General features: G+C 64.6%; 29 protein-coding genes, 1 tRNA gene and 1 pseudogene. 16 read left to right on the top strand and 15 right to left on the bottom strand.

Going from position 1 to position 24269, the window contains the following annotated elements:
* Window positions 1-34 precede the first annotated feature (34 nt).
* The 9 genes from IP68_RS11660 to IP68_RS11700 all read right to left on the bottom strand — a co-directional run bounded on the left by IP68_RS11660 (window position 35) and on the right by IP68_RS11700 (window position 5888).
* Window positions 35-388: a DUF1491 family protein gene (locus IP68_RS11660; RefSeq protein WP_054135162.1), complete on the bottom strand. Its 354-nt coding sequence runs from the start codon at window positions 386-388 to the stop codon at window positions 35-37.
* Entirely contained in the window at window positions 385-885 is a 501-nt protein-coding gene (locus tag IP68_RS11665; protein WP_054135163.1) for a PaaI family thioesterase, read from the bottom strand. Before IP68_RS11665 ends, IP68_RS11660 begins: the two co-directional genes overlap by 4 nt.
* Entirely contained in the window at window positions 872-1360 is a 489-nt protein-coding gene (locus IP68_RS11670) for a PTS sugar transporter subunit IIA (protein WP_231683947.1), read from the bottom strand. Before IP68_RS11670 ends, IP68_RS11665 begins: the two co-directional genes overlap by 14 nt.
* Before the next feature lie 168 nt (window positions 1361-1528).
* Window positions 1529-2092: a ribosome hibernation-promoting factor, HPF/YfiA family gene (gene hpf / locus IP68_RS11675; RefSeq protein ID WP_054135196.1), complete on the bottom strand. Its 564-nt coding sequence runs from the start codon at window positions 2090-2092 to the stop codon at window positions 1529-1531.
* A 129-nt stretch (window positions 2093-2221) separates the two neighbouring features.
* On the bottom strand, window positions 2222-2923 hold the full coding sequence (gene dnaQ / locus IP68_RS11680) for a DNA polymerase III subunit epsilon (protein WP_054135164.1): 702 nt from the start codon (window positions 2921-2923) through the stop codon (window positions 2222-2224).
* Window positions 2924-2948: 25 nt separating this feature from the next.
* Window positions 2949-3587, bottom strand: a complete 639-nt coding sequence (gene coaE / locus IP68_RS11685) for a dephospho-CoA kinase (RefSeq protein ID WP_197275789.1) — start codon at window positions 3585-3587, stop codon at window positions 2949-2951.
* A complete protein-coding gene (aroE, locus tag IP68_RS11690) occupies window positions 3584-4411 on the bottom strand; it encodes a shikimate dehydrogenase (RefSeq protein WP_054135165.1) in 828 nt (275 codons plus the stop codon). The genes coaE and aroE overlap by 4 nt, the downstream gene beginning before the upstream one ends.
* Window positions 4412-4427: 16 nt before the next feature.
* Entirely contained in the window at window positions 4428-5021 is a 594-nt protein-coding gene (locus tag IP68_RS11695) for a nucleoside triphosphate pyrophosphatase (protein ID WP_082382315.1), read from the bottom strand.
* A gap of 12 nt (window positions 5022-5033) precedes the next feature.
* Complete coding sequence (locus IP68_RS11700) at window positions 5034-5888, bottom strand: pyruvate, water dikinase regulatory protein (protein WP_054135167.1); 855 nt, start codon at window positions 5886-5888, stop codon at window positions 5034-5036.
* A gap of 282 nt (window positions 5889-6170) precedes the next feature.
* On the opposite strand from IP68_RS11700, the gene hemE reads away from it, so the two are divergent.
* The 7 genes from hemE to IP68_RS11735 all read left to right on the top strand — a co-directional run bounded on the left by hemE (window position 6171) and on the right by IP68_RS11735 (window position 12552).
* Entirely contained in the window at window positions 6171-7223 is a 1053-nt protein-coding gene (hemE, locus tag IP68_RS11705; RefSeq protein ID WP_054135168.1) for a uroporphyrinogen decarboxylase, read from the top strand.
* A gap of 55 nt (window positions 7224-7278) precedes the next feature.
* Window positions 7279-7743: a CopD family protein gene (locus IP68_RS11710; protein WP_171900255.1), complete on the top strand. Its 465-nt coding sequence runs from the start codon at window positions 7279-7281 to the stop codon at window positions 7741-7743.
* 334 nt (window positions 7744-8077) lie between these two features.
* Window positions 8078-9334, top strand: coding sequence for a transcription termination factor Rho (rho, locus tag IP68_RS11715; RefSeq protein ID WP_054135170.1), 1257 nt, complete (start codon window positions 8078-8080; stop codon window positions 9332-9334).
* Between the two features lie 37 nt (window positions 9335-9371).
* Complete coding sequence (locus tag IP68_RS11720) at window positions 9372-10040, top strand: TerC family protein (RefSeq protein ID WP_054135171.1); 669 nt, start codon at window positions 9372-9374, stop codon at window positions 10038-10040.
* A 78-nt stretch (window positions 10041-10118) separates the two neighbouring features.
* On the top strand, window positions 10119-11090 hold the full coding sequence (locus tag IP68_RS11725) for a 2OG-Fe(II) oxygenase (protein ID WP_082382316.1): 972 nt from the start codon (window positions 10119-10121) through the stop codon (window positions 11088-11090).
* Window positions 11091-11179: 89 nt separating this feature from the next.
* On the top strand, window positions 11180-12184 hold the full coding sequence (locus IP68_RS11730; protein WP_082382319.1) for a lyase: 1005 nt from the start codon (window positions 11180-11182) through the stop codon (window positions 12182-12184).
* Window positions 12181-12552: a cytochrome c family protein gene (locus tag IP68_RS11735; RefSeq protein ID WP_054135173.1), complete on the top strand. Its 372-nt coding sequence runs from the start codon at window positions 12181-12183 to the stop codon at window positions 12550-12552. Before IP68_RS11730 ends, IP68_RS11735 begins: the two co-directional genes overlap by 4 nt.
* A gap of 115 nt (window positions 12553-12667) precedes the next feature.
* Here the strand turns inward: IP68_RS11735 and IP68_RS11740 are convergent, their stop codons facing one another.
* Window positions 12668-13066 (bottom strand): nuclear transport factor 2 family protein, encoded by a 399-nt coding sequence (locus tag IP68_RS11740; protein WP_054135174.1) that lies wholly within the window; start codon window positions 13064-13066, stop codon window positions 12668-12670.
* Window positions 13063-13773 (bottom strand): dienelactone hydrolase family protein, encoded by a 711-nt coding sequence (locus IP68_RS11745; RefSeq protein WP_054135199.1) that lies wholly within the window; start codon window positions 13771-13773, stop codon window positions 13063-13065. Before IP68_RS11745 ends, IP68_RS11740 begins: the two co-directional genes overlap by 4 nt.
* 115 nt (window positions 13774-13888) lie before the next feature.
* Here IP68_RS11745 and IP68_RS11750 point away from each other — a divergent pair, with 115 nt between their 5' ends.
* The 6 genes from IP68_RS11750 (at window position 13889) to IP68_RS11775 (ending at window position 19852) form a co-directional block, all read left to right on the top strand.
* A complete protein-coding gene (locus IP68_RS11750) occupies window positions 13889-14143 on the top strand; it encodes a DUF6489 family protein (protein WP_171900254.1) in 255 nt (84 codons plus the stop codon).
* Between the two features lie 15 nt (window positions 14144-14158).
* A complete protein-coding gene (gene mnmE / locus IP68_RS11755; protein ID WP_054135175.1) occupies window positions 14159-15454 on the top strand; it encodes a tRNA uridine-5-carboxymethylaminomethyl(34) synthesis GTPase MnmE in 1296 nt (431 codons plus the stop codon).
* Between the two features lie 94 nt (window positions 15455-15548).
* Entirely contained in the window at window positions 15549-17396 is a 1848-nt protein-coding gene (mnmG, locus tag IP68_RS11760) for a tRNA uridine-5-carboxymethylaminomethyl(34) synthesis enzyme MnmG (protein WP_054135201.1), read from the top strand.
* 7 nt (window positions 17397-17403) lie between these two features.
* Window positions 17404-18096 carry a 16S rRNA (guanine(527)-N(7))-methyltransferase RsmG gene (gene rsmG, locus IP68_RS11765; protein ID WP_054135202.1) on the top strand — a complete coding sequence of 231 codons (693 nt, stop codon included), beginning with the start codon at window positions 17404-17406 and terminating at the stop codon, window positions 18094-18096.
* The gene (locus IP68_RS11770) at window positions 18093-18878 is read left to right on the top strand and encodes a ParA family protein (protein WP_054135176.1); all 786 of its coding nucleotides are present in this window, start codon (window positions 18093-18095) and stop codon (window positions 18876-18878) included. Before rsmG ends, IP68_RS11770 begins: the two co-directional genes overlap by 4 nt.
* Window positions 18878-19852 carry a ParB/RepB/Spo0J family partition protein gene (locus tag IP68_RS11775; RefSeq protein WP_054135177.1) on the top strand — a complete coding sequence of 325 codons (975 nt, stop codon included), beginning with the start codon at window positions 18878-18880 and terminating at the stop codon, window positions 19850-19852. Before IP68_RS11770 ends, IP68_RS11775 begins: the two co-directional genes overlap by 1 nt.
* A gap of 116 nt (window positions 19853-19968) precedes the next feature.
* On the opposite strand, the gene IP68_RS11780 is transcribed toward IP68_RS11775, so the two are convergent.
* The 4 genes from IP68_RS11780 to ftsE are packed head-to-tail and all read right to left on the bottom strand — an operon-like array spanning window position 19969 to window position 22842.
* The gene (locus tag IP68_RS11780; protein WP_054135178.1) at window positions 19969-20685 is read right to left on the bottom strand and encodes a 1-acyl-sn-glycerol-3-phosphate acyltransferase; all 717 of its coding nucleotides are present in this window, start codon (window positions 20683-20685) and stop codon (window positions 19969-19971) included.
* 2 nt (window positions 20686-20687) lie between these two features.
* A complete protein-coding gene (locus tag IP68_RS11785) occupies window positions 20688-21218 on the bottom strand; it encodes a YdcF family protein (protein WP_054135179.1) in 531 nt (176 codons plus the stop codon).
* Complete coding sequence (locus tag IP68_RS11790) at window positions 21215-22111, bottom strand: ABC transporter permease (RefSeq protein ID WP_054135180.1); 897 nt, start codon at window positions 22109-22111, stop codon at window positions 21215-21217. The genes IP68_RS11785 and IP68_RS11790 overlap by 4 nt, the downstream gene beginning before the upstream one ends.
* The gene (gene ftsE, locus IP68_RS11795) at window positions 22111-22842 is read right to left on the bottom strand and encodes a cell division ATP-binding protein FtsE (protein WP_054135203.1); all 732 of its coding nucleotides are present in this window, start codon (window positions 22840-22842) and stop codon (window positions 22111-22113) included. The genes IP68_RS11790 and ftsE overlap by 1 nt, the downstream gene beginning before the upstream one ends.
* 231 nt (window positions 22843-23073) lie before the next feature.
* On the opposite strand from ftsE, the pseudogene IP68_RS20740 reads away from it, so the two are divergent.
* The 3 genes and pseudogenes from IP68_RS20740 to IP68_RS11805 form a co-directional block, all read left to right on the top strand.
* Window positions 23074-23169 (top strand): annotated as a pseudogene (locus IP68_RS20740) (MJ0042-type zinc finger domain-containing protein); the annotation flags it as partial.
* Between the two features lie 255 nt (window positions 23170-23424).
* The gene (locus IP68_RS20625; RefSeq protein WP_054135181.1) at window positions 23425-23964 is read left to right on the top strand and encodes a hypothetical protein; all 540 of its coding nucleotides are present in this window, start codon (window positions 23425-23427) and stop codon (window positions 23962-23964) included.
* Window positions 23965-24099: 135 nt separating this feature from the next.
* Window positions 24100-24186, top strand: a tRNA-Leu gene (locus tag IP68_RS11805).
* The last annotated feature ends 83 nt before the right edge of the window (window positions 24187-24269 follow it).

The following is a 24269-nucleotide window of genomic DNA, read 5'->3' on the forward strand; positions in this document are numbered from 1 at the left end:
GTGGACGCGCCCTTCTGTCAGGTGGGCTGACGAGTCAACCAAGCTGACCCGATATCGCGTCGAACTGTGCGCGGTTGGCGACATCCAGTTCAATCACCCATATATCGGGGTCCCTGGACCTGCGACGTGCCAGATATTCGGTCAGTGTGCCCTTGGCAGCGATGGTGTCCTCATCCTCGCTCCAGATTTCCTGCCAGGCGATGCCGCTATCCAGCGCCGATATGCCTTCCAGCACGCCGTTATCGCCGCCGCGCACCGTGCGCACGATCAGGATCGCGCCCGAGACCGGATCACCCCTGGAGAGCAGTGTCGCAAAGCCGCCCGCGGCCTGGGTCAGGCGTTTGAGCGCCTCTATCCGGATATGCGCGGCCAGCCGCGCCTCGATCATGCCGAAGCGTCCGGTGACGATGTCTGCTGCGGCAGGCTGTAGCCCTCAAGCCCCGACAGGCCGATATGCGATCGCATGAAGGTGCCGGTGCCGCGCGCGATTTCCTCGCCATGGCTGTCAACCAGCCGGGCTTCACCCACGAACACCCGCCTTTTGCCGCTGACCCAGTGCCCCTCGGCATGGACCGGGCCTGCGCGCACCGGCGCGGTGAAGTGCAGGTTGAAGGCAGTGGTGAGCAGGAAGCGGTCGGTGACCAGCGCGTTGCACGCATAAAAGGCCGCATCGTCGAGCATCTTGAAATAGAGCGTGCCGTGCGCAGCGCTGGCGGCGTGGAAATGCTCGGGCGTCACGTCGAAGTCGATCCGCGCGCGACCCTGGCCGGTAATGCTCAGCCGGGAAGGGAACAATCGGTTGATCGCCGCGGCCGCGTAAAGCCGCTCGAGCGCGCGATAATGCGCCTCGGCCCCGGTCCCGGGCGCCGCTTCAGGCAGCGTCACGGTCCAGCTCGGCGGTCACCAGCGCAAAGATGGCGTCCGGATCGTCGGCGCCCTTGATCTTGGCGAGCGTCTTTTCATCGCGGGTCAGCCGCGAGATATGCGCCAGCGCCTGCAGATGCATTGCGCCGGTGGCGATGGGCGAAATGAGCGCGATCACCAGATCGACGGGCAGATTGTCGATCGATCCGAAATCGATCGGCTTGCCCAGCCGCAGCAGCACCGCGACCGAATGATCCAGCCCCTCGATCTTGCCATGCGGGATCGCGACGCGTCGTCCGAAGCCGGTGGAGCCCAATTGCTCGCGCTCGAGCAGGCACGAGAGCACCTTGTCGGTGTCCAGACCATAGCAATGGCCGAACTGTTCCGCCGCCAGTTCCAGCGCCTGCTGCTTGTCGGCGACGCGCGCAGAGATGAGCACCGCCTGCTTGTCGAGTTCGAACCACGCCATGATATTCAAGTTTCTCGATTCTGGCATGCGGCCCCGATCGTTGTCGAGGCCGCCACGCATGAATGTCCATCAGGTCCAGCGTCGTTCCCGCCGGGGAGGTTCTGACCTCATCCCGCCAACGCATATCTGGGGCGCCCATGCACCAGATTGCCGCAAAAACCAAGCGGCTCAGTGCACGGGCGCACAGCTATTCGCTTATTTCTGCGGTTCGACCCAACCGATCGAGCCATCGACGCGGCGATAGACCATGTTGTGGCGCCCGGTCCCGGCGTTCTTGAAGAACAGAGCATTGGTGTTGCGCAGGTCGAGCATCATCACCGCATCGGAGACGGTGGCCTCGGGCACATCGACCCGGGTTTCGGCGATCACCACCGGGAAATCGACGACCTCTTCCTCCTCGCTGCCGGTATCGAACACGGTATAGGCAGCCTCTTCCTCGGCCAGCGCGTGCTGGACCTGCTCCTGGCGGCCCTTGAGGCGGCCCATATAGCGGCGAAGCTGCTTGTCGATCTTTTCGGCGGCGCCATCGAAGGCGACATGCGCGTCGTGCGCGGTGCCCTGGCCCTTGAGGATCAGGCCCTGCATGACATGGGTGACGATATCGCACTGGAACTGGTCGTGAGGCCCTCGCCCGAAGGTGACCTGGCTGGATATCGCCTTGGAAAAATACTTCTCGACAATCGCATTGAGCCGGTCGGAAACATGCACCTTGAGTGCCTCGCCAGTATCGACCTGATGACCTGAAATACGAATGTCCATGATGTTCTCCATTTTTATGGCCAGCCACAGGTTCACAACCGCAGCGGGCCGGACAGATACGCTTCTGCGCAATCGCAGAAGGGGATTATGGGACCGGGTTCAGACCTCCTTTCGTGAGAGGATGTGCGTTCAACGCTTGGACAGCCACAAGGGCTGCTTGATCTTGGCGAGAAACTCCTGATGCACCGCCAGCTCCTCGGCGGTGGCGGCAAACTGGCGGGGCAGCCGGTGCGGGCGCTGGACCGCCGGGATCAGCCGCGGCCGTGCCGGAATGCCCGAACTGTCGGCATCGCTGTCGTCGGCCAGCCCCAGCCCGATCTGCCGCCCGCCGGTAAGTTCGATATAGACCTGCGCGAGCAATTCGGCATCGAGCAGCGCGCCGTGCAGCACGCGGTGGCTGCGATCGACCCCGAAGCGCTTGCACAGGGCATCAAGGCTGGCGGGTGATCCGGGGAACTTGGACCGCGCCATCGCCACGGTATCGACGACCCGCGCCATGGGAATCGGCGGCAGCTCGATCCGCGCCAGCTCGGCATTGACGAAGCGCATGTCGAACCCGGCATTGTGCGCGACCAGTTGCGCATCGCCCAGGAACTCCAGCAGTTCGCCTGCGCGCTCGTGAAACAGCGGCTTGTCCGCCAGAAACGCGTCCGAGTGCCCGTGCACGCGCTCGGCCTCGGGCGGCATCGGCATCTGGGGGTTGAAAAAGGCGTGGAAGGTGCGGCCCGTGGCCATCCGCCCGACCATCTCGATGCACCCGATTTCCACCATCCTGTGTCCTTCGTCGGGGGACAGGCCGGTGGTTTCGGTATCGAAAATGATCTCTCTCATTCCGGTCATTATTGGCCTGATTTGATCAGCGCGCAAGAGACGACCGCAAATTCCCCAGCAGCTTTCGCACAGCCTGCCGCGTCGCCAATTTGGTCCCCCCGGTGGGGATGATCCAGTCGGCATGGCTACGCTTGTGATGATCGGCCATCTGCAGGTGGCGGATGTGCCGCAACCGCGCCGCGGTCATGCCTGCACGCGCCATCACCCGCTTGCGCTGCTGCCACAGCGAGGCGGACACGACGATGATGCCGTCGACATTCTGCGTGCCGCCTTTCTCGAACAGCAAGGGGATATCGAACACGATGATCCGCCGCGCGCGGTTGGCGCGGACGAAGGCGGCGCGCGAGCGTCCGACCGCGGGGTGGACGATGTGCTCGAGCGTCTTGAGCGCGCCTGCATTGCCGAACACCGCCGCGCCCAGCTTGGCGCGATCGACGCCCTTCGGACCGGTGGTGCCGGGAAACGCCGCCTCGATCGCCGGCAACAGCGCGCCACCAGGGCCCTGCAGCACATGCACCTCGGCATCGGCATCGAACACCGGCACCCCTTCGGCGCGGAGCATCTTGGCCACCGCGGACTTTCCCATGCCGATCGATCCGGTCAGCCCGAGCACCATGGGGCGGTGACGGTGGTGCGGAGGCAGCCGCTTGACATGGGTGGTCATGCGATCAGCAGCGCGCGCAGTTCGTCGTCGTGATCACGCGGCGGGGCGACATCGAAGAAGATCTCGAACGCGAGCGCAGCCTGGCCGATCAGCATTTCCAGCCCATCGACGGTGTCGAGCCCCAATGTGCGCGCCTGTTTGAGCAAGGCGGTCTCGAGCGGGGCGTAGACGATGTCATAGACCAAAGCGCTTGTCGGCAAAGGCGACAGATCGACGTTGAGCGGGTCGAAGCCCTTCATGCCGAGCGGGCTGGTGTTGACCAGCAGGTCCACCTCGCCCAGCGAATCCTCCATGCCGCGCACCTGGCCCTTGAGCCCGAAGCTGGCGAGCAGCCCCATGGCCTTGAGCGCATTGCGCGCATGGATCGTCACGCTGGCGACATCCATCCGCGACAGCGCGAACAGCACCGCGCGCGCCGCACCGCCTGCACCGATGACCGCGACATTCGCGCCTGTAAAATCGCTTTGGCCGAGCGGCGCATAAAAGCCCCCGGCATCGGTGTTGGTACCGAACAGCGCGCCGGTGGCATCGCGCGCGATGGTGTTCATCGCGCCGATGCTGGTGCGCACGTCCCCCGGATCGGCGACATGCTCCATCACCGAAAGCTTGTGCGGGATGGTGACATTGCACCCGCGCCACAAGGGATCGTCGCGGCGGCTGTCGATATAGGCGCCAAGCGCATCGGGGGGGACATGCGCGGTGCGATACTCTGCGTCCATACCCAGTTGCCTGAGCCAGAAGCCATGGATCAGCGGCGATTTGCTGTGCGCGATCGGGTCGCCGATCACCTCCGCATAGGGACGGGCGGCATGGGGTTTTTCCACAGGGTTCACGCTGCGATCAGCTCGGCATCAGTTCGCGCTCGCGCAGGAAGCCGAGCAGCGGCAGCAGCGGCATGCCCAGGACAGCGAAATGATTGCCCTCGATATGGCTGAAAAGCTGGGCGCCTGCGCCCTCGATCTCGTAACAACCCACCGTGTATCCGATCGATTCCCAGTGCTTATCCACATAGTCGCGCACAAAGGCGCTGCCCAGCGGGCGCACGTGCATCACGGCCTTTTCCACATGCCGCCAGATCGGGCGGCCGCCCTCGACAATGACGGCGGCGCTCCACAATTTGTGCGCCTTGCCCGACAATGTCTCGAGCTGGCGGATCGCGTCTTCGGGGGTCTGAGGCTTGGACAGCATCTCGCCGGTCGACGTTTCGAGGATCTGGTCCGATCCCAGCACCATCGCTTCGGGCCGCTTGGTGCCCACGCGCATCGCCTTGGCCTCGGCCAGCGCATCGGCGATATCGCGTGGGCTTGTGCCCTCGGCGTGCAGCGAGGCGCGGATCGCCGATTCATCGATGTGCGCGGCAACAACGGTGAAGGGCACATCGGCCTTGTCCAGCATGGTCCGGCGTGATGCACTCTGCGATGCGAGTATCAGCATGTCTTTTCGTCCTTACACTTCATCTGCCGCCAGCCCCGCCTGGCGACGGCTTTCGCGCGCCGCCTCGCGCTCGTTGAACAGGTTGATGATCGCCGCGGCCGATTCCTCGATCGACCTGCGGGTCACATCGATGACCGGCCAACCATTATCCGCAAACATCCGCCGCGCAAAGGCCAGCTCTGCCTTCACCTTGTCATCGTTGACATAGTCGGTTTCGGGGGCCTGGTTCAAGGACAACAGCCGGTTGCGCCGCACCGCGATCAACCGTTCGGGATTGGTGGTCAGCCCGACGACCAAAGGGCGGTTGAGCGAAAACAGCGCTGAAGGCGGCGGGGATTCGACCACGATCGGGATATTGGCGGTCTTGTAGCCGCGATTGGCCAGATAGATCGAGGTCGGCGTCTTGGACGAGCGCGACACCCCGGCGAGCACGATATCGGCCGCCTCCCAGTTTTCCCAGTTCTGCCCGTCATCGTGCGCGATGGTGAACTGGATCGCCTCGACGCGCGCGAAATACGCGGCATCGAGCACATGCTGGCGACCCGGGCGCGCCTTGGCAGCCTGACCCAGCAGGTTGGACAGCGCATCGCTGACCGCATCGAGCGCGGGCACCATCGGCAGCCCGAGCACGCGGCAGCGGCGCTCGAGCTTGGCGCGGATATCGGGATTGACCAGGGTGAACAGGACCAACCCGGGATTGGCCGCGACCTCGTCCAGGATCCGGTCGAGATGCGTTTCGGAGCGGACCATCGGCCAGAAGTGCTTGATGATCTCGACCGCATCGAACTGCGCCAGCGCGGCCTTGGCGATGTTTTCCAGCGTCTCCCCGGTGGAATCCGACAGCAGATGGAGGTGGAAGCGGCTCATGGCGATGGTCTGTGGGTTGTAGGGGGATAAATCAAGGCATGATCTTGTGGGCAAAACCGGGGACGAAAACGCTCCCCCCTGCCCGTCATTCCGTCCGCATGCTTGTCCACAGCTGACAAGGTTATCGACAGGCTGTTGAAAGCCGGGATAAAATTTCCGACTCGTGGCGGCCATGCGATTTGCCGACTGTCAATCTGTCGATACATGAGGCAAGAAAGCGTCTTGCCGGTTATCAAGCGGCCTTCTTCAACAGATTCCTAATTAAAGGATATAAGATAAAGTATGGGCGGGGACACAGTTCAGACCGCAGTGCGCACAGCGCCGCTGCTAGAGTGCTTGGCAGGTAAGGTTCACGAGACGCCGCCGATGTGGATGATGCGTCAGGCCGGGCGCTATCTGCCCGAGTATCGCGCTCTCAGGGCGGAAAAGGGCGGTTTTCTGGAGCTCGTCTATGACAGCCCGTCCGCTGCCGAGATCACGCTGCAGCCGCTGCGCCGCTTCGATCTTGATGCCGCGATCCTGTTTTCCGATATCCTGATCGTTCCTTACGCGATGGGCCAGAACCTGCAGTTCCTGGTGGGCGAAGGTCCGCACCTCTCCCCGACCCTGGTCGATCATGCACTGGAGAGCCTTGTGCCGGCCTATGAGCGGCTCGATGCGATCTACGAGACCGTGCGCCTGGTCAAAGCCGAGCTTGCGCCTGAGAAGGCCTTTCTGGGCTTTGCAGGGTCTGCCTGGACGGTCGCGACCTACATGGTCAACGGCGAGGGCAGCAAGGACCAGCACGCCACCCGCGCCTATGCCTACAGGGATCCTGAAGGCTTCCAGGTGCTCATCGACGCGATCGTCGATCTGACGATCACCTATCTCATCGGCCAGATCGATGCCGGGGTCGATGCGGTGCAGATCTTCGACAGCTGGTCGGGCTCGCTTGCGCCCTCGCAGTTCGAACGCTGGGTCATCGCGCCCAATGCCCGGATTGCAGCGGCGATCCACGAAGCGCGCCCGGGTGTTCCGGTGATCGGTTTCCCCAAGGGTGCGGGCGAAAAGCTTGCCGCTTATGCGCGGGAGACCGGTGTCGATGCGCTCGGGCTCGACGAGACGATTGATCCGGTCTGGGCCGCGGCCAACATCCCGGCGCATCTGCCGGTGCAGGGCAATCTCGATCCGCTGGCGTTGCTGGCGGGCGGCGAGCAGATGGAAAGCGCGGTCAGGCACATCATCCGCACCTTCGAGGGACGGCCGCACATTTTCAACCTGGGCCATGGCATATTGCAGCAGACGCCCATTGAACATGTTCACGCACTGCTTACACTGGTGAAGCAGGGCGCATAATCGCGCTGCCTAACGAGCTGGCGGGTTTTCCTGCCCGCGCACATGGCATGGCATCATGAACGAGCTCCTCCTGACAACGGATTACGTCTTAGCAATGCTCTATCTCTGGCTGAAAGCGGCGCACCTCATCTTCGTCATCTTCTGGATGGCGGGCCTGTTCATGCTGCCGCGCTTCCTGGTCTATCATCAGGAGGCCGAGCACGGATCGCCCGAGGCCACCCGCTGGATCGACCGCGAAGCCAAGCTCAAGAACATCATCCTCAACCCCTCGCTGATCATCGTGTGGTTGCTGGGGCTGGTGCTCGCGGTGCAGATCGGCGCGTTTTCGCAAGGCTGGTTCCACGCCAAACTGCTCTTCGTGCTGGTGCTCAGCGGCTATCACGGCTGGATGATCGGCTATGCCAGGAAGCTGGCCAAGGGCGAGCGCAAGCTGACCGGCAAGCAATTGCGGCTGATCAACGAAGTGCCGGGGATCGCTGCAGCGGTGATCGTGATTTTGGTGATCGTGAAGCCTTTCTGACCTCTTTCTCCCCTCCCGCTTGCGGGAGGGACAGGCCCGGTTTTCCGGGCCGGGGTGGGCCTGGAGGTCACAACGGTACAGGCCCACCCCGGCTTCGGCTGCGCCTCTGCCACCCCTCCCGCAAGCGGTAGGGGAGAAGTTACCCCCCCTCGCCCCGTCGCAGGCCCGATTGACTTTGCGCAGGGCCGCGCCTAGATCGGTCGCCGTCCCGTCCGGGACCGTCGACGACCCTTATCCACCAGTGACCGGATTACCGGCTGGGCGTCCCACAGATTTTCCCATGACTGCCGTCTGATTTTTTGCGGCACCTTTTCTTCACGGACGATTGCACCTCATGCATCTTAAAGAACTCAAGCAGAAAACCCCCGCTGAACTCGTCACCATGGCAGAGGAGCTGGGCGTCGAAAGCGCATCGACGCTCCGGCGCCAGGACCTGATGTTCGCGATCCTCAAGGAACTGGCCGATGATGGCGAGCTCATCATGGGCCTCGGCACCATTGAAGTGCTGTCCGACGGGTTCGGTTTCCTGCGCAGCCCCGAGGCGAACTATCTCGCCGGGCCCGACGACATCTACGTCTCCCCCAACCAGGTGCGCCGCTTCGGCCTGCGCACCGGTGACACGGTCGAAGGCGAAATCCGCGCACCGCGCGATGGCGAGCGCTATTTCGCGCTGACCAAGCTGACCGCGGTCAACTTCGACGATCCCGATGTCGTGCGTCACCGCGTCAACTTCGACAACCTGACCCCGCTTTATCCTGATGAAAAGCTGCGGCTCGACACGCTCGACCCGACCGTCAAGGACAAGTCGGCGCGCGTCATCGATATCGTCTCGCCGCAGGGCAAGGGCCAGCGTGCCTTGATCGTCGCTCCGCCGCGCGTGGGTAAAACCGTGCTGCTGCAGAACATTGCCAAGGCGATCACCGACAACCACCCCGAAGTCTTCCTCATCGTGCTGCTGATCGACGAGCGGCCCGAGGAAGTCACCGACATGCAGCGCAGCGTGAAGGGCGAGGTCATTTCCTCGACCTTCGACGAGCCTGCGCAGCGCCACGTCCAGGTCGCTGAAATGGTGATCGAAAAGGCCAAGCGTCTGGTCGAGCACAAGAAGGATGTCGTCATCCTGCTCGATTCGATCACCCGTCTGGGCCGTGCCTACAACACCGTCGTCCCGTCATCGGGCAAGGTGCTGACCGGTGGTGTCGATGCCAACGCGCTGCAGCGTCCCAAGCGCTTCTTCGGTGCTGCGCGCAACATTGAGGAGGGCGGTTCGCTCTCTATCATCGCCACCGCGCTGATCGATACCGGCAGCCGCATGGACGAGGTCATCTTCGAAGAGTTCAAGGGTACCGGAAATTCGGAAATCGTTCTGGATCGCAAGGTCGCCGACAAGCGTATCTTCCCCGCGCTGGATGTCGGAAAGTCCGGCACCCGCAAGGAAGAGCTGCTGGTGGAAAAGGATATCCTGTCGAAGATGTGGGTGCTGCGCCGCATCCTCATGCAGATGGGCACCATCGATGCGATGGAGTTCCTGCTCGACAAGATGAAGGATTCGAAGACCAACGAAGACTTCTTCGACTCGATGAACCAGTGATCTTCCCAGAGACCCTGTTTAAGGCCTGCGACCTGCCATGATGGAACTTTGGAATCATATCGTTGCCGATTTCTCGAATATCGGCTCCCCCGCTGCGCTGGCTGCATTTGGCCAGGTGCTCATGATCGACATCCTGCTCGCCGGCGACAACGCGATTGTCGTCGGTGCGCTCGCGGCGGGCCTGCCTGCCGACCAGCGGCGCAAGGTGATCCTGATCGGGATCATCGCGGCTCTCGTGCTGCGTATCGCTTTTGCGCTTGTCGTCACCCAGCTGATGCAGGTCGTCGGGCTGATCTTTGCAGGCGGCCTGCTGCTGCTTTGGGTATCGTGGAAAATGTACCGCGAGCTCCAGCCCGCAGGCAGCTCGCCCGGTTCGCCCGAAATCGAAGGTGACGAATCCAGCGGTGTCCGCCCGGCCAAGAGCTTTGCCGCGGCCGCCTGGGCCGTTGCGGTTGCCGATGTCAGCATGAGCCTCGACAACGTGCTCGCGGTGGCCGGCGCTGCGCGCGACCATCCCGGAATCCTGATCGTCGGGCTGATCCTTTCGGTCGCGCTGATGGGCATCGCTGCCAACTTCATCGCCAAATATATCGAGCGCTATCGCTGGATCGCCTATTTCGGCCTCGTCGTGATCCTCTATGTCGCCGGCAAGATGATCTATGATGGCTTTGTCGATCCCAGCGTTGGCATCACCACGCTGTTCTAGACGCCTGTTCCCGGCCATGGCTCGCAACACGCCTATCAGCTGTGTTAACAGCGGGCATGGCCGGGATAACATCGCTCCATGACTGACGCGGCCACAGATCTGCGACGGCAACTCGGCATGCTGCTGGGGCAGCGCCGTGCGGCAGACGCAGTGGCGCTGCTCACCACCCGGTCGCAGGCGAGCGACGCCGCAGCACAATACGAGCTCGGCCTTTGGCGGCTCTATGGCCAATGCGTCGAACGCGATCCATCAGCGGCGCTCGACCTGTTCCGCGATGCCGCCGCGCAGCATCATCTAGAGGCAGTCGCCGCCGAGATCGCGCTGCTTGGCAATGGCATGGCAGGAACCGCCGACCCTGCAGCAGCGCAGGCGCGCGTCGCTGCGCTGGCAGCATCCGATCCCTTTTATCGCCACCAGCAGGATTTGCTGGAGCAGATAGCAGCCGCGCCGCTGCCGCCCGCTGAGGTGTTGAGCGTCGACCCCGATATCCGGTTCTACTCAGATTTCCTGCCACCAGCGTTGTGCGATCATGTGATGGAGGCGGCTCGCGTGCGGCTCGCGCCCAGTTTCGTCATCGATCCGGTGTCTCGCCAGCGCGTGCCGCACCCGGTTCGCACCTCACACGGCACCAATTTCGGGCCGGTGGATGAGGATTGCGTGATCAATGCGATCAACCGGCGGATCGCGGCCGTCACAGGCAGCGACTGGCGCGCGGGCGAGATGCTGCATGTCCTGCGCTATACCCCCGGCCAGCAATACCGGCTGCACCATGATGGCCTGCCGAATGTCACCAACCAGCGGCAGTGGACCGCGATCGTCTATCTCAACCACGGGTTTGACGGCGGTGCCACCGACTTTCCGCTGCTCGGGCTGGATGTCGCGCCCCGGCGCGGCGGGTTGCTGGTCTTTGCCAACACGCATGGCAATGGCGCCATCGATCCGCGCACCCGGCACGAGGGCAAACCCGTTGACACCGGCGAGAAATGGGTCGCAACCCGCTGGATCCGCACCCGGCCATGGTCTCCCTGGGACGATGGCCCCGCGCGTTGAGGCATGGCTGCCGAAACATTTGTTGGTTTCGAAGGTTCGAATCCTGATAGTCTGTTGAAAAAGACCGATAAGCGATGGAGGCGAGGGTGATGATGCGGATTTGGCTGGCGGGAATCGCGGTGGTTGCGCTTTTGCCCTCGATGGCATCGGCGAAAGAACGCGCGCAGATCGCCGCGTCTGCCGAAATATCCGACAAGGTGACGCTGTTCGAGCTGCCCAAGGGGTCGCGCCCGCATGACGTCGCGCCCGCGCCTGATGGCAAGATCTGGTACACCGCGCAGCGCCAGGGGGCTCTGGGCATTCTCGATCCGGTCTCCGGCCAGGTGGTGCAGGTCCCGCTGGGCCCCGAATCCGCGCCGCACGGCGTGATTCAGGGGCCCGACGGGATGGCGTGGATCACCGATGGCGGGCAGAACGCGATCGTCCGCTACAACCCCGCCAACGGCAAGATCGACGTGTGGAAGCTGCCAGCCGATACCGGCTACACCAACCTCAACACCGGCGCGTTTGACGGCAAGGGCGTGCACTGGTTCACCGGGCAGAACGGCATTTATGGCCGGGTCAATGCGGCGTCGGGCAAGGTCGAGGTGTGGAAGGATCCCAAGGGTCGCGGCCCCTATGGCATCGCCACCGCGCCCGATGGCACCGTCTGGTACGTCTCGCTCGCCGGCAGCCACCTCGCCAAGATCGACAGCGCCAGCGGCGAGATCAGCGTGATCGAACCGCCGACGCCGGGCGCGGGGCTGCGCCGGGTGTGGGCGGACAGCAAGGGCGATCTGTGGATCACCGGCTGGAACAGCGGCGAACTCTACCGCTATCGTCCCTCGACCAGGAGCTGGAAGACGTGGAAGCTGCCCGGCGCCAAGCCCCAGGCCTATGCAGTCTATGTCGACGAGCGCGATCATGTCTGGGTCAGCGATTTCGGCGACAATTCCACCCGCGTGTTCGACCCGCGCAGCGAGACGTTCACCGCGCGCTATCCCGGCAGCGGCGAGGGGGCCAATGTCCGCCAGATCCTGGGCCGCAAGGGCGAGGTGATGCTGCCCGAATCGGGTACCGAGCGGATGATGGTGGTGCGGACCGAGGGCAAGTGATCCGCTGGCTGGGCGCATTCGCGCTGTTGGTACCCGGCATCGCCTGGGCCCAGACGACCAACCAGATCGGTGAACGCGCCTTCCAGCGCTGCTACAGCTGCCATTCGGTGGTGAAGGGCGAGACGGGGCTAAGCGGACCCAATCTCGCCGGTCTGTCCGTGCGCGCGATCGCTTCGGACCCTGATTTCAAATACTCCAAAGCTTTCAGTAAGTTCGCTCAATCCAACCGTCGGTGGACACCCGTTCTTCTGGAGCGGTTTCTGGCCGATCCGCAAAAGCTTGTGCCGGGGAATGATATGGGATTCTTCGGGCTGAAGAAGGCCGATGAACGCTCCGCGATTGTCACCTATCTGATGGAGATAAGGTAACCCAACTGGTTATCCTCACCGTTACCCCCGCGAAGGCGGGGGTCCCGCTTACGTGCAAGCGTCGTGCCAAAGCGGAATTCCCGCACTCGCGGGAATGACGGTGAACAGGATAACACTAGCCCGCCTTCGCCAACATCTCGCCCATTTTCTCCCAGACCTTGTTCATCGCCTTCATCGGGCGGACCATGACCTTGAAGTCCTCGATTTTCCCGTCCGCATTCCAGCGGATGATGTCGACGCCGTTGACCTGGATCCCGTCGAGCACGAGCGCGAATTCGAGCATCGCGCTGTCGCCGTCGATGATCTCGCGGACATAATGGAAGCTGTCATTGCCCAGCACATGCGCGGCAGCGTGGAGGTACGCGAACACCTTGGCCTTGCCTTCCTGCGGGGTGTGGACCACCGGCGAGTGGAACACCGCGTGCTCTGCCAGCATAGCGTCCAGCTTTTCCGGCGTGGAGCCGCCATGCATGTAGTCATGCCAGGCCGCGACCCCTGCCACCGCCGCGCTCATGCGAGATGCTCGGCAAAGAAGGCCGCGGTGCGACCATCGGCGAGCTGCGCGCCGGCTTCATCGCGGCGGTTGCCCATTTCGGCGGCGAAGCCGTGATCGAGCCCTTCATAGTCGTGCAGCGTGACGCGCGGGTGGCTGTCCAGCCCGGCGTGCACAGCCGCCTGCGCTTCGGGTCCCACCAGATGATCGGCGGTCGGAATGTGCAGCATCAGCGGGTTGGCAATAGCGTGCGATTCATCGAGCATCTGGTCGATCATCACGCCGTAATAGCCGACGCTGGCGTCGATGTCGGTACGGGCCGCGACCATATAGGCAAGCTTGCCGCCCAGGCAGTAGCCGACCGCGCCCACCTTGGCGACGCCGCCGAGCCCGCCGATTCCGGCCCGGATCGCGCGGATCGTCGCCTCGATGTCCTGAACGCCGTCATTGGGGTCGTACTGGCCGAAATAGCCGAACGCCTCCTGCAACTCGGCTTCGACATCGGGGTCGAGCTCGAGGCCTGGCTTGATCCGCCAGAACAGATCGGGCGCGACCGCCAGATAGCCTTGTCCGGCCCAGCCATCGCATTTCTGGCGTATGCCCGGATTGACGCCGAAGATCTCCTGAATCACGATGATCGCGGCCTTCGGGGTGCCTTCAGGCGCGGCGACATAGGCGCTGAACGTGCCTTCATGGTCAAAAGTCTGGATGTTGTGCGTCGAACCCATTTTGCTCTCCATCATCAATTCGTTTGCTTTGGCGGCCATTTATACCCACTTTGATCAGGCTGATAAGCGTGAAACTGGGGCTTGGGGGCCTTGCGCTGCTAGAAGGTTGATTGCCATGAAAGTGAATATCGAAGTCGATTGCTCCCCCGAAGAAATGCGTCGTTTCATGGGGCTGCCTGACGTATCGGATGTCAACAAGACCTATGTCGATGGTGTCGTGAACGCGATGAAGGGCACCAGCAACGTCGACCAGCTGCAGACCATGGCAAAGAACATCGCGCCGATGGGAGAGATGGGTCTGCGCTTCTTCCAGCAGATCATGGAAGCCGCCGCAGCCGGTGCCAGCGGCAAGCCCAAAAGCGGTAGCTGACCGCCCTTTCTGACGATGCACGCAGGCGATACGATCTTTGCGCTGTCGAGCGGCGCGCCGCCTGCTGCATTGGCCATCATCCGGATCAGCGGACCTGAGGCAGGCGCCGTACTGACCACACTCGGCGGAGCGCTGCCATCGCCGCGCCGTGCCGTGCTGCGCGATCTGTGCGATCCAGGTGATGGCAACCTGCTCGATCGCGCTCTGGTCTTGTGGTTTCCCGGCCCCGCGACTGCAACCGGTGAGGATCTGGCTGAGCTTCATCTGCATGGTGGGCGAGCGGTCGTGCGTGCTGTGGAAGCTGTGCTGACCCGCGTGCCCGGACTTCGGCTTGCCGAGCCCGGAGAATTCACGCGCCGTTCATTCCTCAACGGGCGGATGGATCTGGCCGAAGCCGAAGGGCTCGCAGACCTGCTGTTCGCCGAAACCGAAGCGCAGCGCGTGGCCGCAATTCGCATGGCGAGCGGGCATCTGTCGCGCCAGGTTGAAGGGTGGCGGCGGGCGGTGCTGCAACTCTCCGCACAGGTCGAGGCGGAGCTCGATTTTTCCGATGAGGATGATGTCGGCGAAGGGGGCGGCAACGCCACCAAGCAGGGCATTGCCGCGCTGGCTGGCGAGATCGGCACCGCGCTGGCACGACCTCGCGCCGAGCGGCTGCGCGATGGCGTTCGCGTGGTGCTGGCGGGGCCGCCCAACAGTGGCAAGTCGACCTTGCTCAACGCACTGGTCCAGCGCGAGGCGGCGATCGTCTCCGATATCGCGGGAACCACCCGCGATCTGATCGAGGCGCCGGTGGCGCTGGGCGGGATACCCTTCGTGTTCACCGACACCGCCGGGCTGCGCGATGAGTGTGCCGAGGCGATCGAAGCGATCGGCATCGACCGCGCGCGCGATGCGATGGCCGGCGCGGATCTCGTGCTGTGGCTGGGTCCGGAAGGGCAGGGCGGTCCGATGAGCTGGGAGATCGAGGCGCAGGTCGATCGGCAAGGTGTTTCACGTGAAACAAAAGCTGCGCCGCGACACCGTCTGTCGGCGCGCACCGGGGAGGGGCTGCAGGGCCTGGTTGACGATCTGGTGGCAACCGCGCGCACCCTGCTCCCCGGCGCAAGCGACGTGGCACTCAATCAACGCCAGCACCGGCTGCTGTCCGAGTGCCGAGATGCGCTGGAGCAGGCGGTGTGCCAGCCCGACCTGCTGCTCCGCGCAGAATCGCTGCGACTGGCGCGGCTGGCGCTCGACCAGCTCTTGGGCCGCACGCATGTCGAGGACATGCTCGACGCGCTCTTTGGAAACTTCTGCATCGGGAAGTAGACCTTTCCCCTCCCACTTGCGGGAGAAGACAGATGGTCTTCCAAGATCTCCCACCCCCTCGACCGAATCCCGCAATTGGGCTATGCGCCGTGCCATGGTAGAATTTGATGTTCTTGTTGTCGGCGGCGGACACGCCGGGTGCGAGGCTGCGGCAGTGGCCGCGCGGATGGGCGCCCGCGTTGCCCTTGTCAGCTTCACCCGCGACGCGATCGGCGCGATGTCGTGCAATCCCGCGATCGGCGGTCTGGGCAAGGGGCATCTGGTGCGCGAGGTCGATGCCTTTGACGGGCTGATCGCGCGCGCCGCAGACGAGGCCGCAATTCACTACCGGATGCTCAACAGCTCCAAGGGCAGTGCGGTGCAGGGACCCCGTGTCCAGGCCGACCGTACCCTCTACAAGGCGGCGATCCAGCGGATGCTGGCTGCGCAGGACAATCTCGAGATTGTGGAAGGCGAGGTCGCTGCGCTTCGCATGGACGGCGGCGCGATCACCGGCGTGGACATGGCCGACGGCAGCGCAATCGCCGCGCGTGCGGTGGTGCTGGCGACGGGAACCTTTCTGGGCGGACGGCTGTTTCGCGGTGAAGAGCGGCTCGAGGGCGGGCGCATCGGCGAGCCGGGTGCGAGCCTGTTGGCGCAACAGTTGCGTGCCGCAGACCTGCCGATGGCGCGGCTCAAGACCGGAACCCCGCCTCGGATCGACGGGCGCACGATCGACTGGGCCATGCTCCACGAGCAGCCCAGCGATGGCGAAGCGTGGACCATGTCGCCGCTGAGTGGCGGGCGGACCGTCCCCCAGGTCTTCTGCGCGATCACTCGGACCAGCCAGCAGACGCACGACATCATCCGCGCCAGCCTCGATCGCTCGCCTTTGTTCAGCGGGGCGATCGGTGCGCAGGGCCCGCGCTATTGCCCGTCGATCGAGGACAAGATCCACCGCTTCGGCGATCGCGATGGGCATCAGGTGTTCCTCGAACCCGAGGGGCTAAGCACGCATCTGGTCTATCCCAACGGGATTTCGACCTCGCTCCCGACCGATGTCCAGCTCGCCTTCGTCCGCTCGATGGCTGGGCTCGAGCGCGCCGAGATCGTGGTGCCGGGCTATGCGGTCGAATATGACCATATCGATCCGCGTGCACTCGATCATCGCCTGCAGGTGCGCAGCATGCCGGGTCTGTATTGCGCAGGCCAGATCAACGGCACCACCGGCTATGAAGAGGCTGCCGCGCAGGGGCTGGTCGCCGGCATGGCCGCAGCAGCCCAGGTGCTGGGCTGCGAGGTGGAGTTGCCCGATCGGGCAACCAGTTATCTCGCGGTGATGATCGACGACCTCGTGCTGCAGGGCGTCACCGAGCCCTATCGCATGCTCACCGCGCGGGCTGAATACCGATTGAGGCTGCGCGCAAACAATGCCTCGGACCGTCTGACCGGCATCGCGATTGCCAATGGCTGCGTGGCATCCCAACGCCGGAGCTGGTACGAACAGCGCCAGCGCGCCAAGGCAGACATGATGATCGCGCTCGCGCGCCAGGCGAGCTGCGCCGAGCTTGCGGCGCTGGGTCTGCCGGTCAAGGCCGATGGCGCGCGCCAGAGCCTCTATAACTGGCTGCGCTTCCCCGCAGTGTCGCTTGCCTCGCTGGCGCCGCTGATCGAAGGCGATCACGATCTCGCCGACGACCTGATCGCCGAGATCGAGGAGGATGCAGTCTACGCTCCCTATCTGGCGCGGCAGGATGCGGAGCTGCGCGACCTGCGTGCCAATGAGCGGGTCGCGCTGGGTATGGACATCGACTACCGAATGATTACCGGGCTATCGAACGAGATGGTCGAGCGGCTGACGCTCGCGCGGCCCGAAACGCTGGCCGAGGCCAGTCGCGTTCGGGGAATAACGCCGGCAGCGCTTGCCGCTATCCTGGTCCATGCCCGCCGCCGTGCGGCGTGAGACCGTGATGCTGATCCAGGATGAAGAGGGCGCCAAGGCGTGGCTGACGGACACGCTGGGCGTTTCACGTGAAACAATGGCGTTGCTGGAGCGCCTCAACGCGTTCGTTGTCGCTGAGGCCGAGCACCAGAATTTGGTTTCTGCCTCGACGCTGGCGCACATGTGGCAGCGGCATATCGTCGATAGCGCGCAGCTGCTGCGGTTTGCCGATCCAAAAGTTGATGAGCACTGGATCGATCTGGGCAGTGGGGCAGGGTTCCCGGGGCTGGTGATTGCTTTGATCGCGCCATGCCGGGTGATGCTGGTCGAATCGCGCGGTTTGCGGATTGCCTATCTCGAGCGCGCGATCGCGCATCTCGGACTGGGCGATCGGGTGCACGTCGCTGGAGCAGCACTTGAACGGGTTCCGACAGGTGCAGCCGACTATATTTCCGCGCGCGCCTTTGCACCTTTGCCGCGGCTGCTTGAAGGCGCTGCACGGTTTTCCACAGAAAACACCCGCTGGTTGCTGCCGAAGGGACGAAATGCGCGCACGGAACTGGAAAGCGTCCCGGCTGCGTGGCAAAGTGTGTTTCACGTGGAACAGAGCCTGACCGACGCCGATGCCGCGATTCTGGTCGGTACCGGCAGCGTCCCATCCAGCAATCCGCCGCGCAGCGTCCCTCAACGACCCATGCGCAAGCACAGGAGCAGATCATGATCCGCATTGCGGTTGCGAATCAGAAGGGTGGGGTGGGCAAGACCACGACCGCGATCAATCTGGCGACGGCGCTGGCTGCGACCGGGCTCAAGGTGCTGCTGATCGATCTCGACCCGCAGGGCAACGCATCGACGGGTCTGGGCATCGCGCGCAACGACCGCGAGTTCTCGAGCTATGATCTGCTCACCAATGAAAGCTCTCTGGCGCAATGCGCGGTGCCGACGCAGATCCCGGGGCTGGATATCGTGCCTGCCACGGTCGATCTGTCGGGCGCGGAGATCGAGTTGGTCGATCTCGAGCATCGCACCCACCGGATGAAGATGGCGATGGACAGTGCGCATCAGCAACGCTGGCAGGTATGCCTGATCGACTGCCCGCCCTCGCTCGGCCTTCTGACGCTGAACGCGCTGATCGCGACCGACCAGGTGCTGGTCCCGCTGCAGTGCGAGTTCTTCGCGCTCGAAGGGTTGAGCCAGCTGCTGCAGACAGTCGAGCGGGTGCAGCAGCGCTTCAACCCCGATCTGTCGATCATCGGCGTGGTGCTGACCATGTACGACCGGCGCAACCGGCTCACCGACCAGGTCTCGGACGATGTCCGCGCGGTACTTGGCAAACTGGTGTTCGATACCGTGATCCCGCGCAATGTGCGGCTGTCCGAGGCGCCGAGCCACGGCATGCCGGCGCTGATCTATGATCACCGCTGCGTCGGTTCCGAGGCCTATATTGCGCTCGCACGAGAGTTCATTTCCCGGATGCCCCGGGTCGAAGAGGAAGCCGCCTGATGGCCGAGGAACACAGCGACCTGCCCGATATCGCCAAGGCCCTGGGACGCAAGCGACCCTCGGGTCTGGGCCGCGGGCTCAACGCGTTGCTCGGCGAAGCGGTGCGCGAAGAGCCGCTGGTGCGGCGCGAGGACGGCACGCCGGGTCAGGCAGCCACGATCACCGGTCTGCGCACGCTGCCGCTTTCCGAAATCCGCCCGCACCCCGGCCAGCCGCGGCGCTGGTTCGACGAGGAGGCGCTCGATGATCTGGCGCGCTCGATCGCGCAGCGCGGCGTGATCCAGCCGGTCATCGTGCGTCCACGCACAGGCGGCGGTTATGAGCTGGTCGCGGGCGAGCGCCGCTGGCGCGCGGCGCAGCGCGCGCGGCTGCACGAGATCCCTGCGATCGTCCGCGAACTCAGCGACCCCGACACCTTTGCGCTGGCGCTGATCGAGAACATCCAGCGCGAGGACCTGAACCCCGTCGAGGAGGCCGAGGCCTATCAGCGGCTGGTGGGTGACCAGGGCTACACCCCGGTCGAGGTCGCGCGGATGGTCGACAAGTCGCGCAGCCACATCGCCAACCTGATGCGGCTGCTGGCTCTGCCGCAGCCGGTGCTCAAGATGATCGCCGACAAGAGCCTGAGCATGGGCCATGCCCGCGCGCTGATCAACGTGCCCGACGCCGAGAGCATCGCTGCCGAAGTGGTCGATCGCGGGCTGTCGGTACGCGATGTCGAAAAATTGGTGCGGCGTGCGCGCAGCGATGCGGCGGGCAAGTCGGGGAGCAAGCCCCGCGTCCGTCAGGGCGGCGAGGATGCGGCGAGCAATGCGGATATCGCGGCGGTCGAGCGGCATCTGGAAGACCTGCTCGGGCTCAAGGTCAAGATCACCGCCGATGCCAACCAGCGCAGCGGCGCGGTGACCGTGCGCTATGGCAATCTGGATCAGCTCGACCTGATCTGCCAGCGGCTATCCGGCGAGATTATTTAGATTTATCAATAAGTTATTTTATATTTTCGGCATTCCCGCGAATGCGGGAATCCCGCTAGCCGATAGGTGCGACGCGCAAGCGGGACCCCCGCCTTCGCGGAGGTGACGGAGCTCCCCTAAGACGAAATCCGCCTCGGATCGTTGAGCACGTTGATCGCGGCGTGCACCCGCGCCTCGATCTCCTCGCGCGGCAGGCCCGCCGGGATGATCTCGCCGAACTTGTAGGTGACGACGCCGGGGTGCTTGATGAAGCCGCGCCGGGGATAGAGATGCCCGCTGTCGAGCGCGATCGGCACCACGGGCAGCTTGGCGAGCTTGTACAGCCCGGCAAAGCCCGCCTGCAGCGGCGGCTGCTCGCCTGGCGGGATGCTGGTGCCCTCGGGATAGATCACGATCGAGCGGCCCTCGGCGACGAAGCGGCGGACCTCGGTCATCATGGCGCGCAGCGCGACGGCACCGCCCGCGCGATCGATGAAGATCATGCCATAGGTGCGCGCAATCTGGCTCCACAGCGGAATGCGTGAAAGTTCGATCTTGGCGACCACTGCGGGGCGGTTGAAGATGCGCAGCAGCTCGATGGTCTCGAAAAAGCTCTCGTGCTTGATCGCATAGAGCACCTGGCCTTGCGGTATCTCGCCGTCGATCCGCGCGCGGATTCCCAGAAAGGTGCGCGCGCACAGATAATGATAGCCGCCCCAGGCGCGCGCCATGCCCTGCAGCCGATGCCGCGAGAACGGCAGGATGATGAAGGCGATGATGACGATCGGCACCGATCCGCCGTAAAAGGCGATGGTGAACAGGATCGACCGGAACAGGGCAAGCGCGGTCCGCATGGTCACACCCCGAACAAACCGGCGAGCACGCGCAGCACCAGCTTGTTGTACTCGCGCCACAGCGTCATCAGGCTGGGCTTGCTGGCGACCGCATCGGTATAGATCGCGATGTCATCGGGAAGCGCGCGCTGCAGCTCGTATTCGGCGCGGCGCATGTGCCAGTCGGTGGTCACCAGCCGTACCGATGTCACCTTGCGCTGCTTGGCCCAGCGCGCCGTTTCAATGCCGTTCGACCGGGTGTCATAGGCGCGAAAGCCCAGATCCACGCAGCAGTCGAACAATTCGGTGGAGCCGGGATACTGCGCGCTGAGTTCCGCCGGACGGACATCGCGGTCGACGCCCGATATCAGCAGCCGGTCGGCCCATTTGTTGCGCAAAGCCTCGAGCCCGCGATCGATCCTCAGCGGCCCGCCGGTGGGCACCACCACCGCATCGGTCTGCTGCTCGCCCAAGGGCTGCGGCAGCAGGATGGCGAACCAGGCAAAGCCCAGGATCCAGGCCAGCAACACCGATGACAAGAGGCGGACAATCACAGTTTTTTCCTGAGCGCGCCAAGAACGGCCATGCGCGCGGTGACCACTGCCAGCGCAATACCGGCAATCGGCACGGTTGCAAGCAGCAGCCAGTCGAGCGGCCCGAAGGATCCGGCCGACACCAGCCCCGAATCAAGCCGCGCGGCGGCCTGGCCCAGCAGCCACAGCACCGGCGCGGCAAGCAGGCAGGCGATCAGCGCACCCAGCGCTGCGTCCAGTGCGATGCGGCGCTGGAACAGCCGCGCGATCTGCGCATGGGTGCTGCCCAGGAGATGCATGATGTCGATGGTCTCGGCATGCGCGGCAAAGCTGCTGCGCGCCGAGAGCACCACCGAGGCGATGCTGGCGAGCGCGAGCAGCGCGACCAGCGCGATCGCCAGCCAGCGCAGCGTGCCGATCAGATCGAACACCGGGCGCAGCCACTGGCCGTGCGCATCGATCCGTGCATCGGGCGCCGCCTCGCCCAGGGCATCGCGCAACCGGCCCAGCGTCGCTGGATCGGCCTTGGCACGGAAGTTCACGTCGATCAGGCTGGGCAGGGGGATGTCCTCGCTAAGCGCGCCGCTACCCAGCCAGGGCGAAAGCAGCGAGCGTACCTCGGCATCGCTGACTCGGGTGACCGCTGCAACCGCGCGGTCGGAACGCAGCACGGCCTGCGCGGCATCCGCCTGGCGCTGGCGGACATCCGCATCGGCGTTGACGATCTGCACCGTCGCGCGTCCGGCAAGATCGGCGTTGATCTGGTCGGCGGCGCTGCCCAATGCGAGCGCGGCGGCGCTGGCGAGCAGGGTGAGGAACAGCATCACCGCGATCACCCACGGCATCGGCCCGGTAAGCCGCGCCTGCGGGATCAATCGGCGGTCGTGCGCGGTGGGAAACAGCGCGCCCAGCATCAGCGGCTCTCCCCGTCCCAGCCGCGCAGATCGGAAGGCTTGGGGGGGTAGCGCAGCGCACCTGTCGGGTCGAACAGCCGCCCACCCTCGAGCCGCATCATCTGTCCGCGCTTGATCCGGGTCATCAGATGGATGTCGTGGGTGGCAACGATGATCGTGGTGCCCATTCGGTTCAATGCCTCGAACAGCCGCAGCAATTTGACCGCCATGTCGGGGTCGACATTGCCGGTGGGCTCGTCGGCGACCAGGATATCGGGTCGGGTGATCACCGCGCGGGCGATCGCCACGCGCTGCTGCTCGCCGCCCGACAGCGTCGCGGGCAGCGCATCGCCGCGCGCGCTCAGCCCCACCCAGTCGAGGATCTCGCGCACCGGGGTGGCCAGATCGGCATCGCGCATCCCTGCGATCCGCAGCGGCAGCGCAATGTTGTCGAACGCCGAAAGGTGCGGCACCAGCCGGAAATCCTGGAACACCACCCCGATCCGGCGGCGGAACCCCGGCAACCGGTCGCGGCTCAAGGTCACCAGATCGCTGTCGAACAGCCGGATCATCCCGCGGCTGGGGCGCTGCGCCAGATAGAGCAGCTTGAGCAAGGAGGACTTGCCTGCGCCCGAGGGCCCGGTGAGGAAGTAGAACTGGCCCGAAAACAGCGTGAAACTGAGGTCCGACAGCGCCTCGGGACCGGTGCCATAGCGCAGCCCGACATTCTCGAACTGGACGATGCTATCCATGGTCGCGCTGCTCATCCTGTCGCGATAGCGCGCCGCGGACGGGGCAGGCAATCGGAAAGGCGCACAGGCGGTGATCCGCGGTCATGATCGCATCGAATGGGGTGCCGGACAGTCTGCCAACCCGTTGAAAAATCTCTGGCCAGCGCAAACTCCGGTGGAAAAAGGGCCGACAGGGCTTGGCAGCCGGTGCAAGCCCCTTGCGGCGATTCGCCCGGCGTGGTTAGAAACGCCATGATTATTGCGTGCCCCGCGTGCAACACCCGTTATGCGGTTCCGGACACTGCCATCGGTATTGATGGCCGATCGGTGCGATGCGCCAAATGCGGGCACAGTTGGTTCCAGCATGGCCCGGACGTCGCCCGCCCACCCGAAGCAGCGGCAGCAGCGCCCGTCGCAGCGCCAGCACCTATTGCAACCCCTGCTCCGGCACCGACACCAGCCACAGCAGCAACTCCTGCGCCTGCACCTCAGGCTGCCCCCGAAGCAGCACCCGCGCCCAGCCCTGCCGCGCCGCCCCCGGCTCCCGCGCCTGCCGCTGCGCCCCGGGCCGCACCGAGCGATCCCGAGCCCGACCTTCCGCCGTTGCCGCGCCCCGTTCCGCCGATCAGCCGTCCGATCGTTGCCAGCTATGCGGATGATTCGCTGGCCGATCGCCCGAGCAGCTTCAACCATGAGCCACCCTTCCGCCCGCGCCGCAACCCGGCCAAGCTGTGGATGCTGGGCGCGGTCGCCTTTGCGCTGATCGCCTCGGCGACCGCGGTGGCGATCTCGGTCTTCGGCCTGCCCAGCGCGCTTACCAGCTACAGCCTGCCCTTTGCCGAGGTGGAGCCCGATCTGCAGATCGATTTCCCGCCCGCCAAGCAGGAACGGCGCACGTTGCCCAACGGCACCGAGTTCTTTTCCGCATCGGGCACCATCCGCAATCTGAGCAAGACCGCGCAGGATGTTCCGCCGATGCTGGTGGTGCTGCGTGATGCGCAGGACCGGGTGGTGTTCAATTGGATCATCAACCCGCCGGTGGAGACGCTGCAGCCGGGTCAATCGGCGGATTTCCGCCAGGCGATGGTCGATGTGCCGCGTTCTGCCAGCTCGGCCGAGATCGCCTGGGCCAAGCGCCGCTGACCGCTGCCCTCGGACGGGGCACGTCCACCGGATAATCCGTGTTGCTATGCGCCAAGCGCTTTGCTAATGGCGCGGCCTGCCACGCGGGCAGGCGGGTCTCAACCACCCTCAAAACCCGCGAAATTGCTGGACTGTGCGGTCATGGCGGAATTGGTAGACGCGCAACGTTGAGGTCGTTGTGGGCGAAAGCCCGTGGAAGTTCGAGTCTTCTTGACCGCACCAGTCCCCCTGCAGCCGGATGCCGGCCTGCAATCCCGACACCTGCTGATCCTCGCCGCCGGCGGCCGCCGTTAGAGCGGCTCCCC

Source organism: Blastomonas sp. AAP25, assembly GCF_001295965.1.
Taxonomy (GTDB): domain Bacteria; phylum Pseudomonadota; class Alphaproteobacteria; order Sphingomonadales; family Sphingomonadaceae; genus Blastomonas; species Blastomonas fulva.

Coding starts and splice junctions, on each gene's coding strand:
- IP68_RS11660 (WP_054135162.1), bottom strand. CDS start 388: ATGATCGAGGCGCGGCTGGCCGCGCATATCCGGATAGAGGCGCTCAAA.
- IP68_RS11670 (WP_231683947.1), bottom strand. CDS start 1,360: ATGCCAGAATCGAGAAACTTGAATATCATGGCGTGGTTCGAACTCGAC.
- hpf (WP_054135196.1), bottom strand. CDS start 2,092: ATGGACATTCGTATTTCAGGTCATCAGGTCGATACTGGCGAGGCACTC.
- dnaQ (WP_054135164.1), bottom strand. CDS start 2,923: ATGAGAGAGATCATTTTCGATACCGAAACCACCGGCCTGTCCCCCGAC.
- coaE (WP_197275789.1), bottom strand. CDS start 3,587: ATGACCACCCATGTCAAGCGGCTGCCTCCGCACCACCGTCACCGCCCC.
- IP68_RS11695 (WP_082382315.1), bottom strand. CDS start 5,021: ATGCTGATACTCGCATCGCAGAGTGCATCACGCCGGACCATGCTGGAC.
- IP68_RS11700 (WP_054135167.1), bottom strand. CDS start 5,888: ATGAGCCGCTTCCACCTCCATCTGCTGTCGGATTCCACCGGGGAGACG.
- hemE (WP_054135168.1), top strand. CDS start 6,171: ATGGGCGGGGACACAGTTCAGACCGCAGTGCGCACAGCGCCGCTGCTA.
- IP68_RS11710 (WP_171900255.1), top strand. CDS start 7,279: ATGAACGAGCTCCTCCTGACAACGGATTACGTCTTAGCAATGCTCTAT.
- rho (WP_054135170.1), top strand. CDS start 8,078: ATGCATCTTAAAGAACTCAAGCAGAAAACCCCCGCTGAACTCGTCACC.
- IP68_RS11720 (WP_054135171.1), top strand. CDS start 9,372: ATGATGGAACTTTGGAATCATATCGTTGCCGATTTCTCGAATATCGGC.
- IP68_RS11725 (WP_082382316.1), top strand. CDS start 10,119: ATGACTGACGCGGCCACAGATCTGCGACGGCAACTCGGCATGCTGCTG.
- IP68_RS11730 (WP_082382319.1), top strand. CDS start 11,180: ATGATGCGGATTTGGCTGGCGGGAATCGCGGTGGTTGCGCTTTTGCCC.
- IP68_RS11740 (WP_054135174.1), bottom strand. CDS start 13,066: ATGAGCGCGGCGGTGGCAGGGGTCGCGGCCTGGCATGACTACATGCAT.
- IP68_RS11745 (WP_054135199.1), bottom strand. CDS start 13,773: ATGGGTTCGACGCACAACATCCAGACTTTTGACCATGAAGGCACGTTC.
- IP68_RS11750 (WP_171900254.1), top strand. CDS start 13,889: ATGAAAGTGAATATCGAAGTCGATTGCTCCCCCGAAGAAATGCGTCGT.
- mnmE (WP_054135175.1), top strand. CDS start 14,159: ATGCACGCAGGCGATACGATCTTTGCGCTGTCGAGCGGCGCGCCGCCT.
- mnmG (WP_054135201.1), top strand. CDS start 15,549: ATGGTAGAATTTGATGTTCTTGTTGTCGGCGGCGGACACGCCGGGTGC.
- rsmG (WP_054135202.1), top strand. CDS start 17,404: ATGCTGATCCAGGATGAAGAGGGCGCCAAGGCGTGGCTGACGGACACG.
- IP68_RS11770 (WP_054135176.1), top strand. CDS start 18,093: ATGATCCGCATTGCGGTTGCGAATCAGAAGGGTGGGGTGGGCAAGACC.
- IP68_RS11775 (WP_054135177.1), top strand. CDS start 18,878: ATGGCCGAGGAACACAGCGACCTGCCCGATATCGCCAAGGCCCTGGGA.
- IP68_RS11780 (WP_054135178.1), bottom strand. CDS start 20,685: ATGCGGACCGCGCTTGCCCTGTTCCGGTCGATCCTGTTCACCATCGCC.
- IP68_RS11790 (WP_054135180.1), bottom strand. CDS start 22,111: ATGCTGGGCGCGCTGTTTCCCACCGCGCACGACCGCCGATTGATCCCG.
- ftsE (WP_054135203.1), bottom strand. CDS start 22,842: ATGGATAGCATCGTCCAGTTCGAGAATGTCGGGCTGCGCTATGGCACC.